This is a genomic window from Xenorhabdus vietnamensis (assembly GCF_002127535.1).
Classification (GTDB): Bacteria; Pseudomonadota; Gammaproteobacteria; order Enterobacterales; family Enterobacteriaceae; genus Xenorhabdus; species Xenorhabdus vietnamensis.
The window spans coordinates 426,486-445,732 of record NZ_MUBJ01000001.1 but is presented as its reverse complement, the minus strand read 5'-3'; the positions used below and the strand labels follow the sequence as shown (position 1 = coordinate 445,732).

Here is a 19,247-nt window from a genome sequence, read left to right as displayed (position 1 = left end):
CCTCATTTAAATCAATTGGCTAATGCCAGACAGTCAATTTTTCTGGGTTACGCATAACCCAAATATCTTTGATCCGTCCTTCTTTTATATAAGTGGAGATCACTGTAACAGTGTGACCTGCCACCTTACCGACAAGCCCTGACTCACCATTAACAAGCTGCTCCTCGATCTGAAGATTGTGTTGGCGTTCAAATGCTGAAAGGAAAAAATTGATAATTGCATCCCGGCCATATAATGGCTCGGTAGCTGCGCTGGCAAGACCACCGCCATCAGTGATGGCACAAACTCTTTCATCTAAGACTGCAACCAGTTCCTTGATGTTGCCTGTGAGCCATGCAACCCTGAAAGCATTATTAACACGCCGATGCTCCTCTGAAGAGTGCGCAGAATGACATTCTTGATTGACTCGCTTTCGCCCAGATGAGGCAAGTTGACGGCATGCTTGTGGGGTTCTGTCAACAATTTCACTGATTTCTTCAAACGAATATTGGAAAACATCATGAAGAATAAAGCTGACACGTTCAGCAGGGGTCATCTTATCCAGAACTATCATCAATGCCATAGAAACCGAACGTGCAAAGATAAGATTATCGGCCGGATCGGTTGCTTCAGGTGACTCAACCGTAGATACCCAACATTCGTCTTGTGAGACAGGCTCAGGCAACCATTCGCCAATATAGATCTCACGTTTTGACTTGGCCGATTTAAGATTATCGAGACAGATACGTGTGAGTGTTGTTCGTTGCCAAGCTATGGGAGACACAATCTGTTCACGTTCTGTTTGAGTCAGTTTGTGCCATCGTAGATAGGTTTCTTGTACGGCATCTTCAGCATCTGGGATAGTTCCCAAAAATCTATACGCCAGCGATTCAAGTTTGGAGCGGTTAGAATATATATGGGCTGGATTTTCTCCCCCCAGCTTACTCACCTGTTTCTTCTTATTCATTCTATTTTTCTTGACTCAATTCTGAGGAAAACAACCTAGATATTGTTCTCCTCCAACTTCATAATGCCAGCAACTGATACTGACACGGGATTTTTTTAGAAGAAGGAAAGAGATTTGTATAGAACATAGAATCTAATCTAATGGGTAATTAAATATTTATATAGTGTATACAATAAAACATCTATATACGTATATATGTGAAGTAGTAACAATTTCTAAGCCCCCCTCTAAAAATGTTCTAGAATCTAATGACGAGAAACGCAGTGAAAATGTCAGGTACAAAATCTGAAAATAAATATTTTTTTTCGAATGACCTGACATATTGAACTGCTGAATCGTCTATGTATTAGACTCAACAAGGTACAAGCTAGTGAGTCTCTGCCTGCAAAAAGCTGGCATAACCTATTATCCATTAAGGAGAACGTGTAATGTCTGAAGTTACATTCATTAATGTCATCGAAGTCGATCCAAGTAAGCAAGCTGAAGTCATCAAGCTATTGCAAGAGGGAACTGATTCGGTCATTAGTAAACGACCTGGTTTCATTTCAGTTACCTTGCTAGCCAGCAAAGATGGTAGCCGAGTCGTAAATATTGCAAAATGGAAAAGCATTGAGGACATTAAGGCAACTCAAGCTGATCCAGCATCAATAGAGTTTGTAAAACGCACCGCAGAGCTAGCTAAAGCTAGCCCAGGGATTTATGACATTGTTGGGCATTACTCCAGTTGAGTTCTTTATTATAAAGACCTGAGCTTAATGACATTAGGTTCCAATGTCTTCAATATTTATTAATTGATAGAATTAATATGGCTACTTATTTTAAGTCATAGATGAATACAAAAGCATAAAACTCTCTGGGGTCGGTTTTAACTAGACCCCAGAGAGTTTAATATTATTCTTATAATAACCCAATGTGATAACCTATTTAAATAATCATATTAATTTATTATTTCATCATCCTCTGTAAATATTATGAAAAATAATATCAACGAATAAATACTTTATCCTTTAATAATTCTATTAACCGTGTTGGGTGGACTCATGGCCTATTTTTAGCTCCCAAAAATGGTGTCTAAAGATACAAGTTTTTTTAGTTAAACGTTGGTATAGGGAGTATCGGGTGGCACAGAGGAACCTCCGCTCCCAAGTTCCTAGTTAGGGATGCTCTCACCCGACTGTCTTTTTGGCCGAATAACCGACTGAGTGAACTGTTGCCCTAGCCTGAGAACACTTTCAGTTAAAATCCCACTTTCCTGTTATCTGACAAAACAAGGTGAGATTATCGGGCAATTACACTTGATTCGAATACGTCACAACAAACCGGCCACTGCTAACATGTATTAGTCGTCACTTGATCTAGCATTTTGAGAACTCATTTAAATAGACGAAAAACTATTTGGTTAAGTAAATTTAAGTTAAATTATTCTGCTTATGATTTGATTTTTTTATTTAAAATGTTACCAAATTCACATAATCATAAATATTGGGGTTTATTCCTATTGTTATTTTTAGCAAAATTCACGGTCTTTTAATACTCTTAAAGTATGATAGTTGCATGTATTGCAAAGGAAAAAACAACATTATGAAAATTAAAACTCTTGTTGCAGTAGCAGTTTCTGCTGTAATTCTGACAGGTTGTAAGAATATTGATCAGGGAATGCTGGCTAACTCCGGAATGCAATTATTCCAAGCTGCGACACTAAGTGATTCTGATGTCAAACAGTTATCTGACCAAGCATGTAATGATATGGATGCACAGAATAAAATTGCACCGGCATCCAGCCAATACACTAAACGCTTGAACAAAATCGCCAAAGCATTAGGTAGCGAAGTTAATGGTACGTCGGTTAACTATAAAGTTTATTTGACTAATGATGTGAATGCATGGGCAATGGCTAACGGTTGTGTGCGTGTATACAGTGGCCTGATGAATATGATGAACGACAATGAAGTCGAAGGCGTTCTGGGTCATGAAATGGGTCACGTTGCACTGGGCCACACCCGTAAAGCAATGCAGGTTGCTTATGCCACAGTTGCTGCACGTACCGCAGCTGCATCAGCTGGTGGCGTAGCTGCACAGCTGAGCGATTCTCAGCTTGCAGCACTGGGTGAAAAATTAATCAAATCGCAATTCTCACAGCATCAGGAAAGTCAGGCCGATGATTTCTCTTATGATCTGCTGAAAAAACGCAGTATCAATACTGGAGGTTTAGTCACCAGTTTCGAGAAACTGGCTAAACTGGGCAGTAGTGAAACTAGCATGTTTGATTCACACCCACCTTCTCAGGAGCGCGCTCAACATGTTCGTGATCGTATCGCAGCAGACAAGAAATAATAAATTCTGTACAGATTGTAGCGGTGTCAGTGGCACCGCTTTTTTTATTTGCCCAACAAATCTGACAAACCCGTCAGACTTCAAGAGGCCACTCAAGGGCAGTGTTGATGTAAGGAGTCAGATGATGAGTGAAAGCCAGTAGTGGTGTCTGAACTGACCAACAGCAGCCTGTCTGTTGGCATCCCCTTGGTTCAGTTCAAAAAGTCTTGATATTGTGATGTGATGAACGCCCCCTTTTCATTTGTAAACAGTAACATCTTTTATCCGGTGCACTGAATTTCGGAAGAACATCTCATGGATACAACCAAAGTAGTTGGCATTGACCTTGCCAAAAACGTTTTTCAGGTTTGTATCTGGATAGAAGACGGTTCTGTGGACTGGCACAGAAAAATTTTCCGGCAAAAACGGCTGGATACCATAAAGATTTTTCCGTCTGAGACTGCCATTGTCATGGAAGCTTGTAGTACCGTTCACTATTGGGTCAGAACACTTCAAGCCATAGCTATATGATATGGGTGACCGCTTGCCGAACCGCGCGGAACTCCGCATTCCTCACAAATGATGGGATCGGGCATTTCGGCCATATGAGGCTTATCTTATATTGTGAACACATCGCGGCAACATGATGGGAGTGTCATAGATTCGTTAGCACACAATCATGCAGTGAACTTACCGTGAGCTGAAGTTCTTGCTGACGATTTCTCCAATCTTCTTCATGCCCTCTCAAATAGGTCTCCCTCACATCGGATAACACTGAGGCCTGTATGGCTGGAAGGCGGGCAGCCGCCCAATCGGCAGCAACATCCTTAGAGACAAACTCTCCAGTAACTAATGTTCGCCACATACGCGCCAGCGTTAGCAGAACATTGCGTTCATCTCCCTGTAGCGTCTCAATTAAATCTGGCAGGGCATCTTTAATAGCCCGGTAAATGTCCGATCTTGGAATAACGGGCAGAAGACTGCTTGCGTTCGGGCCGACCAGAGGTATCGCTTCCTGTCGTGATTGAGCTAACACCAAGGTAAGTTCTGGATCACAAACAGGCTTGGGAATTTCTCCCGTCTCATATTTGTGACGCAACCACTCACCGTAAATGAATTCGCTTCGGGCAGGATAAAGCGATGCAACGAGATCGTCGCGCAAGAAAACAATCAGTTCAACAGGGCGACGTCCATCAGGATCAGAAGGATATTGACCTGATATCATCATTAAATCAGCAACAAGACATTCCCGAACCTCAGACGTCATCGGCTGGTCAATGACCATGAGTAAATCTACGTCGCTGCGGGGGCGAAGACCACCAACCACAGCCGAACCATGAAGGTAGACAGCTACCAGCGATTCGGCTAATCGCTTCTGGACGATCAACAACGCGTTATTTTCTTCAGAAGGAATAGTCACTAAACAGCTCATCTTGGATATAGTCAGCATGATGTTTTTGAGGATTCTATCGCCCCATGCGGCTCCGTCAACCAGATTTTCCTAATACCCTTTATTTCTAAATATCCTCAATTTTATTTCTAAAAATCCGTGCAACATCCATTTTTCTGGCAACCAAAATGGTCGCTTCTAATTCACTGCATTGATGTTCCCGCATTAACACCCGCCGTTCAGCTTTTTCTTCTTTTTCCTGTCATGCTCAGCGCCAGCGATGATCAGCAATATCAGCGAATTGAATCCGAAGCAACTTTAATTGATGCACTGATACTCGCAGATATTCAACGCCTCGCTGCGCGATATATCGGACAAAATAAGAAAGTGTTTAAGATGATCCCAAGGTAAGATAGTAAATTCAGGTGGCAATTAAGGCCATCTGAGTGCAAAAAAATCAAAGTGATGTGATGTCAAACGGAGATCGATGATGAAAAATACCACTACACCTACACTGGAAGGCCATACTATTACTGAGTATCTGGGTGTCGTCACAGGGGAAACGATTCTTGGGGTCAATATTATTAAGGATTTTTTTGCCGGAGTGAGAGATATCGTCGGCGGGCGTTCTGGTGCTTATGAGAAAGAATTGAAAAATGCACGGGAAATCGCCTTCGCGGAAATGAATGCACAGGCTCAGGCGCTGGGAGCCAATACGGTTGTAGGAATTGATATTGACTATGAAACCGTCGGTAAAAATGGCGGCATGTTGATGGTCACAGTATCAGGAACGGCAGTGAAGAGCGTTTTAAATGAAGATCGTTTTAAGTGAAGAAGTGATAGTTTGCTGATGGGATCTATTATATATCCCCTTCATCTTTCAAGTTGCTGCATTCCGAGCAATTATGTGTATTCTGACGAACCGGAATATAAGCAAAAACAGGAGGGGCCAGTGCCCCCACCTGTTGTTTCAGGTAATTTTGTTTCTGGTAATTACTTTATGATTGAGTTGATATCAGGTGACAAAAGCTGCTGTTCAGCCTTAGCAGGTTTAAAACCTTGCAGCAGGTTCTCATGGGAGCTGCCGGAATCAGGGAATGAAGCCATAGCACCAATCAAATTCGCCAGACTCAGGCTTTCAGCTTCTGGCTCCGTGGTCACTGCATTAGCTGTCATGTCTGGTTGCCTACTGGCCCAGGATAACTCCATAATTCCCCTATTGGTGTAACTCTGCTTGCTCATGCTCTCAACTAAGTGTTTTACGTCAATCATTGATATCCCGTCCAGATTGATATGCAGATGTTGATGATTCGTGGCCTGCTTACCAAATGCTTGACGCACCACTACTGCCGTTCCATTACCAGAATCGGTCAACATCAGATCATCACCGTATCGGCTCACCAGAATGCTCTCTGGATCAGCTATCGGCAGGATCAAATGATCTAAGGCTTGGCTAGGATCGTCATTATCGATGATCACCGTACGGTAGTGGTTCCACATCTCCTTATTGAGTCGATAGCTATCTCCATCAGCCCCACCATACAGCACCAGACTATCAACACCGTCAATGAGCGGCAGCGTCAGATTGTCAGCATCCTTCCCTCCTTGAATTAGCAGGGACGAATTGATGCGCTCCATTCCAGTGAAACTATTGAGCCTTTTTACCTTGCTGCCATTGATTTCATATAGCTTATCTGAGGTCTGGTTATACACATATGCCGTCTGACTTTCTGCATTGGTGCCTATAAAACGCAGATTGTTCGAAGCAGGGATTCCATTACCTGAAAATATCTGACCACTGCCAATATCGAACCAACTTTGCATATTACTGTCCTGTAAGGTCAGCACTCCTTTGGCCTGCTGCCACTGATTAGCAAGTTTAGTCAGTGCTTGTGGCAGGTCGGGCATATTGCTCTGCTTCCAGTCTTTGCCAACACCCACTAACCGCAATTCACCATTATTGGCTCGTAACAGGATTTCGCCCTTGTCCGTAGTCAGGCGCATACCGGTATCAACCTGTTGCACCGCTTTGAAATGCACGCCAGACATTAATTCTCTGGCAGTGGGAAGTTGCGCTGAGGCACTCAGCATTTGGTCAGTCCCAAAAGCGGTGGCCAACGCATCGTCGGTCATGACGGGCTGAAGATACAGCTTACCGCTTTCAGGCTCGAAAAGCCGTGCGGAGGTGCCATTTGCTTCAAATCCCAGGAATTGCAGTGACTTGTCTTGTAGTGCCGCCGAAGCCACCACCACCTGTCCGCTGTGATACCATACCGGAAGCAGACTCTTGCCATCAGAACCTTTGACCCCAAACACAGCCAGAGTAGCACTGCCATCGGTGACGTTGCCCAACTCCTTCCACCAGTGGGTTCGCCCCTTGAGCCAATGCTCGTTGACCGCTTCATAACTAAGCACCCCTTGCTCATTAAGCTGAGCCACACGACCATCTTCAGTGACGGCAATCAAGCTACCCTTCAGGTTGACCACGTTAGCCAACGGTGGAGTGCTGACGAGCAACGCCGTAGGACGGTTAGCATCAAGCATTGCCTGACCCGGGCCTTCTTGACGGAACAGAGCCTTTTCTTTCCTACTGTAGAAGAAGAACACTTCCGTGTCAGCAGGTCGGGAAATACTGCCTGCTAATACGAGATCGGCAGGGATCTGCCATGCGCTGTGGTTCTGTCCGTACTCTTTAAAGTGCAAATCCTGCTCTTTCGGTGGTGCCAGATTTGGCTTGATCAGCGTACCATCACTGGTACGTATCCAGTAGCGGTGTGCTACACCATCCGCATCCTTGCCGAACACAGTAACCAACTCCGCCCCCTCTCTAGTCGGCTGGATTATCCGTGTACCTAACGTATACTTCAGAGTCTCACGCTGAGTACGATTACTCTCATAGCCTCGGAATACGTACTTAAGATCACTATCATGCTGAACAGTGCGCGCCGAAAGCTGGAGCAGATCATCATCCCCTACAGCACTGACCAATTCCATTCGGTCACCAATAATCCGGTAGCTTAATTCCGCGTCTCCCTCTTTCAGCCGGTAACGACGCGCCAGATAAACGTCATTCCCCTCTTGCCACAGGTGACTGATCTTACCCTCATTGTCGTTGAACCATGGCTCAAACTGGGCATTGACTTGTCCAGTGGCAATATCTACCCGCCACGCAACTGCATTGTCGGCGTCATAGAAATAAGCATGATCACCCACCACCGCACCCAATTGGGCATGTCTGGCCTGTTCGATAGTGGTGTCGGTAAACAGCATCCGTTTCTTGGTTACGTCGTAGAAAGCTCGACCAACATCACGCTCGTTGTGCTTGTAGTTCTCCACTACCACATACTGCCCATGCAACTGATGTGCATCAGCCAGATCATTTAGATGCTGCTCAATTTTCTGGCCGGATACTTTCCATTTGCTCGCATCTTCGCTTACCACTGTTGTTGTCAAATTGGAGAAGTCGACTTCGCGCACTTCGTTATTGCCGTTAACTATCAGTATCTGCCCGTTCTGGGACGGATCTAGCTCAACGACCACTCCATCGACTTCCAATTGGTTTTTTGAGACTTTGATAATATCTTTATCTTTAGTGGTAAGCTGGCTGCTATCGATAATCCAGCGCGAAGACATATTGCCACTATTAATATTGTCACCACTAATATTGTTACTACCATCCGCCTTAGGAACATCGCTCGTAAGCGTCACTCTGGTGCCTTTGTTCAGCCCGATCAAGTACCTCCCACCTGCGCCTTTGATCTCGTAATTCAGGTAACCATGCAGTTCCTCAGGCAGCTTAGGCACTATCAGTTTTCTGTCATTCTGATCGAGTATCACTTCGATCGATGTTTTCACATATTCCTGATGTATCCTGCGGATCGTTTGTTCACTCGGAAAGATGTAGAAGTCGTAGTCAAAGCGCTTGTCCTTTTCGAGCCTTCGAATCACATCGAAACCAGTATCATGACGCGTAGTTGCACCAGGGAGTGCCATGTATTCGTACCGCATGTAAGATTTCGGTGTGCCCGGTAGGATCAGCACATCGCTGTCACTGTGGTCGAGTTTATGGGAAGTTTCCTTATAACCGATTCCGCTGCGCACCTCGATCGCTTGATCACGGTCCTGAACCATCTTTGGAAAATCGCCAATCCAGAAGAAATAATTGATTTCCCCTGAACCAGTAGAACCAGAATGGGTGCGATAAATATACTGACTATCGAAGCCGATCCGGCCATTGCGCAGATCAAGAGTTTTGATCACAGCCCCAGGTAGAGGAATCAATACTCCCTTCTCACTGTCATACCGATAGCCATGATCCTTATAAGCCTTGTCGAGCATATCGAAGTAACGGCCTACTGCCTTCGCATCCTCAGCTACAGCACCAAAAGCTTGAGCCAGCGCCGTAAAGCCCACCGCAAGACCGCCAAGGATCACTCCAGCCCCACCGAGTACAGCCGCTGTTGTCGAGGCGCCAACCAATCCAGCCCCCACTCCGGCGGCACCCGTGACGAAGCTGGCCGAATCAAAAGCTAACTGAGTTCCATATACCGCTTTCTGCGTATCTGTTTCAGCATGAGCCAATTCATAAGCATCCAGTCCAACAAAAGCGCCACCAAAAAGTAAGCCTATACCTTCATTGGCGGTGTGAGCCAGAGCCGAAGAAAATTCATGAAGTGAGGTCTTAGCGCCTACCACTCCACCGCGCAATGCAGTGGTCACCAGCTTGGTCACATTGGCAATATCATTTAAGCTACTGTAAGCCATCTGAGCATAATTCAGGTAACTGTGGATCTTGAGCGCGGTAGCCAGATCGGGCGAAGCGACCCCATGTACTGCATCGTTACGATTCTTGTCGGCAAACCACTGGATCAATGTTTGTACCGCAAATCCGGCATTCAGCCCATCAACCGGAGCTCCCTCACTGACACCGCCTTTAGGCCGTATCTGGCCATGTTCGAGTGTGAAATGCTGGCCCAGAGTGGATATATGTTCATCAACGAAGCGGCGGAACTTCACAAAGGTGGCATCGTTGCTACTTACCCAACGAATTTCTTCAGGCTGATCACGATTGATGAATTGGATGAGATAATGGCCTTCTTTCGGTTCCTTAGTATTGTCAATTATATTGCCAATTATTGGCATCCAATGCTGGTCAAGTTTATTTTCCTGAGCAAGCCTTGTAATAGCTTCATCGAATTTTGCTCCCCACTGCTCCGCATCAAGAGTAACCAATGCAGTGCGTAACTGGGTATCCTTGGTAAGCTTCTCTTGGGCAATGACTGTTTGCTTGACCAATTGCCTCTGTTCTATGACAGTAGCCAGTTCATCGGTACTGCTCAAGTCCGAGACATCCAGCCCGTTACCCAACGACACTCTTGCCATCTTATCCGGATCGATTTCCACCAAATTAAATTCAGGGTTCGACTCACTGCCAAGCGAACCGTAATAAACAGCCATTTTGCGCTTTACCAGATGTTTACTGATGGCTTGAAAGAAATTGTCTGAATTGTTGAATGCAAAAATCCCGACATTGGGATCATAAAAATAGTAACGACGCCCTTCATCTCCGATAGTGACTCCAGCCATCATCGAGTGATTCCGGGTATTGAGAGCGAACATCGAAGTTCCGGTCTTTTCCTTCAACAGAGACACAACATTCTGTAACGTAAACGTCCCTCGTGCCGTCGATGCCTGCACAGCCTCAATATTGGAGTGTAGTCTTACCAGGCTGTTTTTTAACAATGTGGAACTGCCATCCTGAGGAGAAGCCGCAGCCAAAAAGAGTTTTTCCACCAGACGGTTGATCCCAGCCTTGCCAGAGTTGGCCACTGCCACTGCCATAGCTCTGACTAAGGGATAGCAACGACCACCGGAAACATCTCCGACCAATGACAGATAAAAGTCTTGTGGTGCCAGTTGACTGAAACTGCTACCGGCATGCTGAAAATCCTCGCTGAACACCGCTGTCTGCTTTAATACTTTATCAATATACTCAGCCCGGCTAGCTTCAGTAATACGTCCACTCAAAGCTCCTCGTTGCTTAGGGGTAAGCTGACTATCTAAAAACAGGCTTTTCATCTCCAGAGTCGACATCCCATCATTAAACCCTGGGATATTAATATCTTGGAAGTTGCGCAGACCATCAGTAAACTCGGTACTCGGCCCCCTTCGTTGATAAGCTTCAGCAATAGCATAACGCTCGCCCAAGCTATGTTCGCGTTTTAGGCCACCACCTTGAATAGATGTATCATTAATCTGCAACACTGCATCTATACCGTCCTTGGACTTAATCTGCTGCCATAACCAGCTTTGTTCGACGGAGAGCACTTCACGCAAGACTGAATCGTATTGTTCCTTGTAAAATTCCAGAGTGATATTGAGCTGTTTTATTTGCTCGTCTCTGGTACTACTTCTGGTCTTATAGAGTTCGCTTCGCTTGTCCACCAATTTCTGAGTATCTGTTGTAATCTTGGCTTGAACCTTGTCACGCAGTTCAATCCACGCAGCAATCGCCGGATGATGAGGAGAAAATTCTCCCTCTTCATATACACGATCAGAGACTCCATCGACGGGTACTTCGAACTGGGTAGCAATCTTTTTGAGTTTTTGATGAATACTTTCACGGTAAGTTGTGAATTGGGTCTGGTTACGCTCAGCCCTTTGATTGTCAGCAATCTGGATCGATATTGGCTCCTCACCATTGCGTAACCTCGGCCAGAGCATCTGACCATCACGCTGATACTCCTGACGCTGGAATACCAGTTGCCACTCATCACTAACGTATTGCATGTACGCCGCTGCGAGGCCTTCCGCAGTGCCAACGACTTGATAATCCTTATAATCCACTGCCATGACCACATTGTCGTACAGCAGCGAACTGTTGACCCGGCCATCGTGGTAGACACGGTAAGTATTCGCATCAAGGTTGGTTACCACAATCGAGCATCCCGACAACGACCCTGTGAACAGAAAACTTCCCGGAGCCGCATGTTTAGGAATATCCACATAAGCCGGCAAGGTATTGGCCTGATTTGCTCCGTTGTAGCCTAGGAAATAGGCAGGTACGCTGTTAGTTTCCCTTTCAACAACGTTATTCGTGCTTTGAGCAGAGTATTCGACCTCGTATAAACCTTTCTTAATCTTCACCAACTGGGCACGCCCCTCTGCCGGGAGTCGTCCTGCCCGAACCAATGTCTCGGCGCTGATAGTGTTGGATTTAGCGAATAATTTAGGGTTGTTGGCAAACTGCTGAATATTAGCGCTGCCCTCGCGGGACTCGGCTCCACCACTTATGGGTATTAGCCCCCCTTTGAGTTCGCGATCCCGTACCGCTTGCGCCAGTAGTGCGGGATTTTGGATATCATATCCACGCTCCTGCAAGGTTCTCGACAAGGTTCGCTCGATCGGGGCCTTGGTAAGCAAGGATTCTGTGCCCGCAGCCGCTATCAACTGTGCCCGGGACTGACCATGGCTGCTCGATTCACCTTCAACCGTTTCAGAATAAGCAATCCCTTTGCCTACACGATACATGCCTGTCGGGGTATGTTCGATAAAAGCCGTTACCGGTAACAGTTCATTGAGCTTATTGCCAATAGTATGAGCATGTTTAACCCCTGCGCTGGAAAGGTAGATAACGGCTTGATCAGTACGACGGCCCAGATTTTTCGGCCCCATGATTTTAGCCTGCTCCAACCAGCCGCGATTGTCATCGTTGAACAATTGGGTCAACGCATTAGCAAGCGAGTTGAAATGTGCTTTGTCAACGTTGATAGTTAGTCTTGCACCCGTTTTTTCCCGGATACTATGGCGTTGATTGAAATCCTTGGGAAGCACTCGGAAAGCATCAGCATTGCCCAAAATGGCATTGGATTGAGAAGACAACTCTGTCTTCTCACTGCCTTGTACCAAAATATCAACCGTTGTGATGCGCGCTGCCAGTGCTTTGATATAGTTGACAAATGACTGTTGCTCACCTTCATTGAGACTGCTGACACCAACTGGTTTGTCATTGCTGTAGCGCATATAAGCATCCCTCTCCAGCGTCTTTGCCAGTATTTTATGCTTATTTAGCAGCTCAGGAGTCCACTTGTGATCACTTTCACTAAACCCTTGCTTGATAGCTTGGATCAATGTCTTGATATCCGGTTTTCGCTGCATCTCTTTAAGAGTCGCCTGTGCAGACACAAGCAGAGATTGATAGCTATTATTGGGCATGATAATTCTCCTTAAAAAATCCTACTGTCCTACTTGATAATTTTATGGGTTACAAAATTAAGATAACCCAAAGATAAAAATAATAATTGATAATTATTATCAAAATAATAATCATTATCAATTAATTTCTGACAAAATAATTCCCTTTAAAATCAATAAATTGACATGCGACGTAATATTTGTTTGATGTTTGTTATCAGATTGTTTTTGTTTATTTTTATATAATTTCACGAAAAGAAACGCGTGCCCCTTCAACACTCAGTAAATGTTGAGATCAAACAATTAGTTTTATCTTCCATTCGGGGAAAAAGTGAAGGTATTAGTGTTAAAAGATAAAATCGTAAGTCAGCAATTTTCATCATGTCTTGTCACAAAAGGTTCTATAGCATGCTCTTGTACCAGATAAGTTGAATATATGACTATGATTAAACAACGATTGAGCACCCTTCTTCGTTACATTGATAAAAATATCGATACACATATGGATGGAGAAAACCTGAGTAATATTGCAGCTTGCTCTAAATATCACTTTCACAGATTGTTTTCCGCAACTTATGGTATCGGTGTTGCTGCATATATCAGACAAATTCGATTGAAGAGAGCTATTTATGATCTGGCGTATAACAACAGTTCAGTTATAGATATTGCTCTTGCGTGTGGATATGAAAGCCCAGAGGCATTCTCCAGAGCGTTCAAAGATTCCGTTGGGCAAAGTCCTATTGAGTTCAGGAAAAAACCTGATTGGTCTATCTGGCATAGTCACTACCAAATTATAAATGATATTAGGGCTAATGTTATGAATGAGAAATTATCTTCTGTTGAAGTAAAAATCATCAATTTCCCAGAAACCTCTGTTGCAGTCATGAAGCACAAAGGTTCGCCATCAAATATTGGCAATACAATTAGAAAGTTCAAAGAGTGGAGGATAAATCATCAATTACCCCCAGAACGTTACAGAACTTTCAATCTTGTTTACGCAGATCCCGCAAACATTGAACCGGAAGAGTATCAGTTTGACTTATGTGTGGAAGTTTCGCCAAATTTCGAGGTTAAAAATTCAAAAATCACGCTGAAAAAGATTCCATCAGGAAAATGTGCTTACGTTAGATACATCGGCTCAGATGATGAAATAACCTCCATAGTCAATTATTTGTATAAAAATTGGTTATCGGAACACAATCAAAAAGTGCGAGATTTCCCACTATTTTTTGAACGAGTAAAATTGTTCCCTACTGTAACCGAAATTGAGGCTGTAACTGATATCTATCTGCCTCTGACGTAAAAGATCACACTTCATATCCTGCAAAGGATACACCTTGCAAATGATAACTTTGAGAATACTTGCTATGTTAGCTTGTAATCTATTGTCTAGATGATAGTTCCAGTCTCTTAACCAGAAACTTCCGGCTAAGAGACTGGCTACCATTAAGTTCAAAAAACGAACTAATATTGCCCTGGTGTAGGCGAGTAAAATTATAATTCAAAATAATGAAAATATTTTGTCTGCATAAAAGGAGACATGTCTCCCTGATCTAACGTCCAGACACAATATAAATTTTAACTTATGTTTTGATGATGGAATTAATACACCAGACAAATATTAAAATCAACATATAAAAACACAAACGTTGATTTTAATGATGAATACATGTGTTGTTTTTTAATAAAAAACAAACAAAAAACAATCAAAAACGAAGTAACCAACTGATATTAAATGAAATATAAATTAGAGTATAATTTATAAACTCTCATTAGCAAGATGAAAGCCAATGACATTGTTAACCTTAAAAATAATAAGGTTTTTAACCATCAAATTACATAAATATTCACATAACCAATTTATGTGATGATAATCCAGAACCATAAAATAATATAAAAACACAATCTAAAATATGATTTTGTTATAAACATGAAGTCAATATTAGTGAGAAAACTGCATGAGGGAAGCCCCCATGCGGTTCATTAATGTGCTTTCTTAACAACCCACCTATTAAATAAATAACGGGAGCCGTAAGCAGGGAAAACATTAAACAATGCAAAGAAGATTTTAATTAATATTTGTACAACCATCATTGCAATAATTTGATTCATAGGAAGTTTGCCATAGAATGCAACAAAACAGAAAACAAAACTATCAATCACCGATGCAATAAATGTACTGAAGAATACTCTCAATGCCAAAAAGCGAGAATTTGTCATATCCTTTAGCTTGCACAATATATAAGAATTGACCAATTCCGAAACTAAAAATGACAGAGAGGATGCAAAAATTGCCGACAGAATATGATTCATTAGTGCATTATATTGCTCATTCAAATCCCAAGTTGGCATGGCGGGCAAACTTGTTGAAATACTCAACAGAGATACAATGATCAGGTTTGAAATTAATGACATATATATTGCTTTTCGTGCCAGCCTAAATCCATAAAATTCACTCAGTAAATCAATAACTAAGAATGAAAAAGGGTAGATGAAGGTGCCAGGGGTAACAATAATATCAAGGTATTCGATGTAAACGGGCTTGGCTGCCGCTATATTGCTGAATGTGTAGAAGATTGTTAGTAATAATGCGAGAAATGAATAAACGACCCAAGATTTTTCATTACGCTCTTCAATTTCATAAACTGAGGGAGTATTTGGAAAACTAGAGTATATCTTTCTGTAAAGCGATTTTATCTCGTGATTGTCGAGATCATCAGCTATTTCACTCTTTTCAAGCTCCTTTAAGTTTATTTTTAATACTTTTCCAGTTGATGAAATTAATACGTTAGCTGTATTATCCTGACTATTAAACCCCAATAACTTATATTTTTTTCCCATATCCGAACCGTTCTTCCATTATATCCCCAATCACCATCAAATTATCAAAACTTTCGCTATTAAATTCTTTGATATGAAACTGCTTCTGTTTTGGATCGAAACATAGTTTTGGATTGTTGTTCTGATAATTACCTCTCTTGATTATTAATAAATCTTCTGCATTATATTTACCTGAAAAATCATTCTCAAGTAGAACAGCAACGATATTAGGTCCTGTACCAAAATAATAAGTCAGTTTTCTTTCAACAATCAGAGAGCCTATCTTGCCGTCGGAAAATTCAGGAGTAATGCATTCAGATTGCATAAATAACGGAACAGCGCAGGGATTCATGTTTCCTTCATAAGAGACAATCCCATCCAAACGCTCTTTTTCTGCGATATCAGTTGCCTCTATTTCACTATATGATATGCCAAAGAAATTGGAGACTTTCTGTATTGTGGAAGAATGAACACTTTGAACCCTGCCATCTAAAATATTGTAGATGGTTGTACGGTTAAGCCCTGTTCTATCACAGAGCGATACTCTTGTTTCTCCTCTGGAATCAAGCAAATATTGCAAATTTTTTCTCAGGTGTTCCATTTTTTGTTTCTTATACATACTAACGCCCAGAAAAATATATAACCAAATAATTTATATGAACTTTTAGACTAAACACTTTTTATAAGATCAATAAAGGGTGAAAAACACTCTTGTCATTAAATAATAAAAGTGGTAGCAATTTTATTTTGAGTGGAATTATTTAATAATATATCAAAATTATTTAATATAGAAAATATTAAATAAAACATATTTTTACGAAAACCAACAAAAACAGATAATAAATAGTACAAAAACAGCTCAAAATAGAGTAAATATTACTTATTTCAGTATTTTTGATTTAAATCCATCAATTATCTTAGGAAATTAGCTTTGATGAGTATGGAATAAATTAAAGCAGGAATTTAAAATAAACGTTATTATTTTAAAAATTCAAATTAAAACATATAAATTATATGAGATAGAGATGAGTTTATCCTATAAAAATAATGAACCCTATTTAAAGGGGCTAATCGCCATGATGGAACATCTCAGCGATCCTTGGGGAATTAAGGATTTGGAATCCAGACATATCTACATGAATAAAGCAGCTTATCTTTACACCAACACACCAGAAGGCTTTGATGTTGCAGGTAAGCTAGACTGTGAATTTCCCACAAATTGGTCTGACGACCAATTTTCACAAGATCTCAAAGAGCATGACAAGAGAACTAAAGAATCAAAAGATAGAGTTTCCATTATCGAAACACATTATTGGTACGGAAAAAACAGTTTGGCTCCTTTCATTAGTGACAAATTTCCCGTGTACAACGATGAAAAAGAATGCATCGGGATAGTTTGGAATGCCAAGCCACTGAGCAACCTCTCTCCTTTAGAGTACATTAATCGCCACAAGCCCAGCGTACTTACTACAGAAGCTGCCATAGATCTGTTTACTCGAAGTGAGCTAGATATCATCTTCTTTATGCTGCAAAGACGCTCAAATAAAGAAATCGCCCAAATATACAGCGTTAGCCATAAAACGATAGAAAATAGAGTTTATAACATCTATCAAAAAGCGGATGTCCATTCGATCCAGCAATTCGAGGAGTTTTGCAGACACTCACAATTAGATAGCTATATACCTGAACGTCTAATTGAAAAAGGCGTCCTATTTCTCTAAAAATGCTATTGCTCCCCATTTGGGGAGCAATACTTAACGGCTCGTATGTTTCTCTGCATATTCTTCGCCATTAACCCATTGATGATCTTTTTCCCATGTAAATAACCACCTGCGAGTCGGGCCAGCCATGACATTTAGATAGTAACTGTCATAACCCGCAATAGTGGTCACAGGGTGATACCCTTTTGGCACTATCACTACATCCTTATTATAAACCGCCATTGTTTCATCCAACGAGCGGTCATCAGTATAGACTCTCTGTACACAAAAACCCTGTGATGGGTTCAAGCGATGGTAGTAAGTCTCTTCTAAATACGTTTCTTGCGGCTCATTGTCAGTATCGTGTTTGTGGCTGGGATAGGAGCTGGTGCATCCCTCATCAGTATAAACTTCGACAATCAGCAGACTATTCGCGGGTTGATCATCTGGCAGAATATTGTGAACATAGCGTCGATTATTACCATGACCACGCTGTTCAGCCCCAATATCCTGTGGTGCAATTAAACGGGTAGGATAACTTCCTTTCTCTTTTCCCTGACATACAGTCGCCTGACATACAGCTAACTCAAGTTGAGTTTCAGCAACTATTTCCATCGCTTCATTAGGTGCAACATAGACGGCATAAGGCTTTTTACGCTCAAATGGATTCATGCGCTCTCCAATTTTTTCAAACCGTTGCTGGGACGTCACTACCGTGGCTTTTCCTGCCACCAATACCAGACAAGTTTCATTTTTTGAGGCAGGTAAAGTAATGGATTCCCCCGTATTCAGTTCATAAACAGTAAAATGAATATGTCCCCAATTTGCTGTTTCCGGCGTAATATGTTGCGTCCGTTTGTCTCGATCCGGTGCATGATATTTTGACAATAGAGGATATTTTGACAATAGAGGATATTTTGACAATAGAGGATATTTTGACAATAAAGGGTATTTTGACTGTAACTTAGACATTTGGCCTCCCAATTTCCGCGTTTAAACCAATCCCGCTTTTTTGGCAAATTTATGCAAGTTGCGATATCCCATCGTGGCATAAGTCAATGGATGAGCGACGGCAGGATCTTGCTCTGCTTCTACCACCAACCAGCCGTTATAATTGTTCGCTTTCAAAACTTCAAAAATAGCCGGATAATCAACGCAACCATCTCCGGGTACAGTAAAAACACCACTTAATACAGCATCAAGGAAACTGGTTTTACGGTTTTTGACATCTTTTAATACATCTGGGCGAATATCTTTGCAATGCACATGATTAATGCGTGTACACCAACGCTTTGCCACTGCCAATGGGTCATCCCCTGCAAAGGTCAGGTGCCCTGTATCCAATAACAAGCCTACTTCTTTGCCCGTATTTTCCATCAGGTTATCGACGTCTTCCGCCCTCTCAATCACAGTTCCCATGTGGTGGTGATACGCAATCTGTACTCCTTGTGACTGTGTATAACGGGCAAATTCTGTCAGTTTTTCACCATATTCTTTCCAACGCTCCGCTGGAAACAGTGGGCGAAGATGAACTGGCTTATCCTGATTGCCATGAATGCAGTGTGTTACTTCAGCAAACACCATTACAGTAGCCCCAAGTTCACGCAATAAGGACAAATGCGGCTGTACTGCGACAATTTCTTCTTCAACACTGCGAGTCAGCAGTTCACCGGAATACCAGCCCGATATCAGTTTCAAATCATGGGCAACCAGAATAGGCCCCAAAATTTGTGCCTGACGAGGAAATTTATTGCCCAACTCAAAACCTGCAAATCCGGCCTGCCGACCTTCTGTCAGACAAATTTCCAACGGTGTTTCAGCGCCTAAAGACGGCAAATCATCATTAGTCCATGTCAGAGGGTTGATGCCAAGTTGAACAGCCATT

14 protein-coding genes are annotated in these 19,247 nt (G+C 42.4%); 7 read left to right on the top strand and 7 right to left on the bottom strand.

Going from position 1 to position 19,247, the window contains the following annotated elements; all coding sequences use genetic code 11:
• Positions 1-19 precede the first annotated feature (19 nt).
• Positions 20-946, bottom strand: coding sequence for an RNA polymerase sigma factor SigJ (gene sigJ / locus Xvie_RS01885; RefSeq protein WP_086107697.1), 927 nt, complete (start codon positions 944-946; stop codon positions 20-22).
• A gap of 428 nt (positions 947-1,374) precedes the next feature.
• Here sigJ and Xvie_RS01880 point away from each other — a divergent pair, with 428 nt between their 5' ends.
• The 3 genes from Xvie_RS01880 to Xvie_RS01870 all read left to right on the top strand — a co-directional run bounded on the left by Xvie_RS01880 (position 1,375) and on the right by Xvie_RS01870 (position 3,790).
• A complete protein-coding gene (locus tag Xvie_RS01880) occupies positions 1,375-1,674 on the top strand; it encodes an antibiotic biosynthesis monooxygenase family protein (RefSeq protein ID WP_086107696.1) in 300 nt (99 codons plus the stop codon).
• 853 nt (positions 1,675-2,527) lie between these two features.
• Positions 2,528-3,280, top strand: coding sequence for a metalloprotease LoiP (gene loiP, locus Xvie_RS01875; protein ID WP_086107695.1), 753 nt, complete (start codon positions 2,528-2,530; stop codon positions 3,278-3,280).
• 294 nt (positions 3,281-3,574) lie between these two features.
• Complete coding sequence (locus Xvie_RS01870) at positions 3,575-3,790, top strand: hypothetical protein (protein ID WP_086107694.1); 216 nt, start codon at positions 3,575-3,577, stop codon at positions 3,788-3,790.
• A gap of 124 nt (positions 3,791-3,914) precedes the next feature.
• Here the strand turns inward: Xvie_RS01870 and Xvie_RS01865 are convergent, their stop codons facing one another.
• Positions 3,915-4,679 (bottom strand): aminoglycoside adenylyltransferase family protein, encoded by a 765-nt coding sequence (locus tag Xvie_RS01865; protein ID WP_208612493.1) that lies wholly within the window; start codon positions 4,677-4,679, stop codon positions 3,915-3,917.
• A gap of 129 nt (positions 4,680-4,808) precedes the next feature.
• Here Xvie_RS01865 and Xvie_RS20650 point away from each other — a divergent pair, with 129 nt between their 5' ends.
• Together Xvie_RS20650 and Xvie_RS01860 are read left to right on the top strand one after the other, a co-directional pair.
• Positions 4,809-5,060 (top strand): hypothetical protein, encoded by a 252-nt coding sequence (locus Xvie_RS20650; RefSeq protein WP_139838790.1) that lies wholly within the window; start codon positions 4,809-4,811, stop codon positions 5,058-5,060.
• A gap of 79 nt (positions 5,061-5,139) precedes the next feature.
• Positions 5,140-5,481: a heavy metal-binding domain-containing protein gene (locus Xvie_RS01860; protein ID WP_086107693.1), complete on the top strand. Its 342-nt coding sequence runs from the start codon at positions 5,140-5,142 to the stop codon at positions 5,479-5,481.
• A gap of 161 nt (positions 5,482-5,642) precedes the next feature.
• Here Xvie_RS01860 and Xvie_RS01855 read toward each other — a convergent pair whose 3' ends face one another.
• Positions 5,643-12,863, bottom strand: a complete 7,221-nt coding sequence (locus tag Xvie_RS01855; protein WP_086107692.1) for a TcdA/TcdB pore-forming domain-containing protein — start codon at positions 12,861-12,863, stop codon at positions 5,643-5,645.
• Between the two features lie 415 nt (positions 12,864-13,278).
• Between Xvie_RS01855 and Xvie_RS01850 the strand changes: the two genes are divergently transcribed.
• A complete protein-coding gene (locus tag Xvie_RS01850) occupies positions 13,279-14,145 on the top strand; it encodes an AraC family transcriptional regulator (protein ID WP_086107691.1) in 867 nt (288 codons plus the stop codon).
• A gap of 680 nt (positions 14,146-14,825) precedes the next feature.
• On the opposite strand, the gene Xvie_RS01845 is transcribed toward Xvie_RS01850, so the two are convergent.
• The gene (locus Xvie_RS01845; RefSeq protein WP_086107690.1) at positions 14,826-15,683 is read right to left on the bottom strand and encodes a queuosine precursor transporter; all 858 of its coding nucleotides are present in this window, start codon (positions 15,681-15,683) and stop codon (positions 14,826-14,828) included.
• A complete protein-coding gene (locus Xvie_RS01840) occupies positions 15,667-16,281 on the bottom strand; it encodes a helix-turn-helix domain-containing protein (protein ID WP_086107689.1) in 615 nt (204 codons plus the stop codon). Before Xvie_RS01840 ends, Xvie_RS01845 begins: the two co-directional genes overlap by 17 nt.
• Positions 16,282-16,687: 406 nt before the next feature.
• Here Xvie_RS01840 and Xvie_RS01835 point away from each other — a divergent pair, with 406 nt between their 5' ends.
• On the top strand, positions 16,688-17,383 hold the full coding sequence (locus tag Xvie_RS01835; protein ID WP_086107688.1) for a helix-turn-helix transcriptional regulator: 696 nt from the start codon (positions 16,688-16,690) through the stop codon (positions 17,381-17,383).
• Positions 17,384-17,416: 33 nt separating this feature from the next.
• Here the strand turns inward: Xvie_RS01835 and iolB are convergent, their stop codons facing one another.
• Together iolB and iolE are read right to left on the bottom strand one after the other, a co-directional pair.
• The gene (iolB, locus tag Xvie_RS01830) at positions 17,417-18,268 is read right to left on the bottom strand and encodes a 5-deoxy-glucuronate isomerase (RefSeq protein WP_167376221.1); all 852 of its coding nucleotides are present in this window, start codon (positions 18,266-18,268) and stop codon (positions 17,417-17,419) included.
• A gap of 87 nt (positions 18,269-18,355) precedes the next feature.
• On the bottom strand, positions 18,356-19,246 hold the full coding sequence (gene iolE, locus Xvie_RS01825) for a myo-inosose-2 dehydratase (RefSeq protein ID WP_086107686.1): 891 nt from the start codon (positions 19,244-19,246) through the stop codon (positions 18,356-18,358).
• Position 19,247 lies beyond the last annotated feature (1 nt).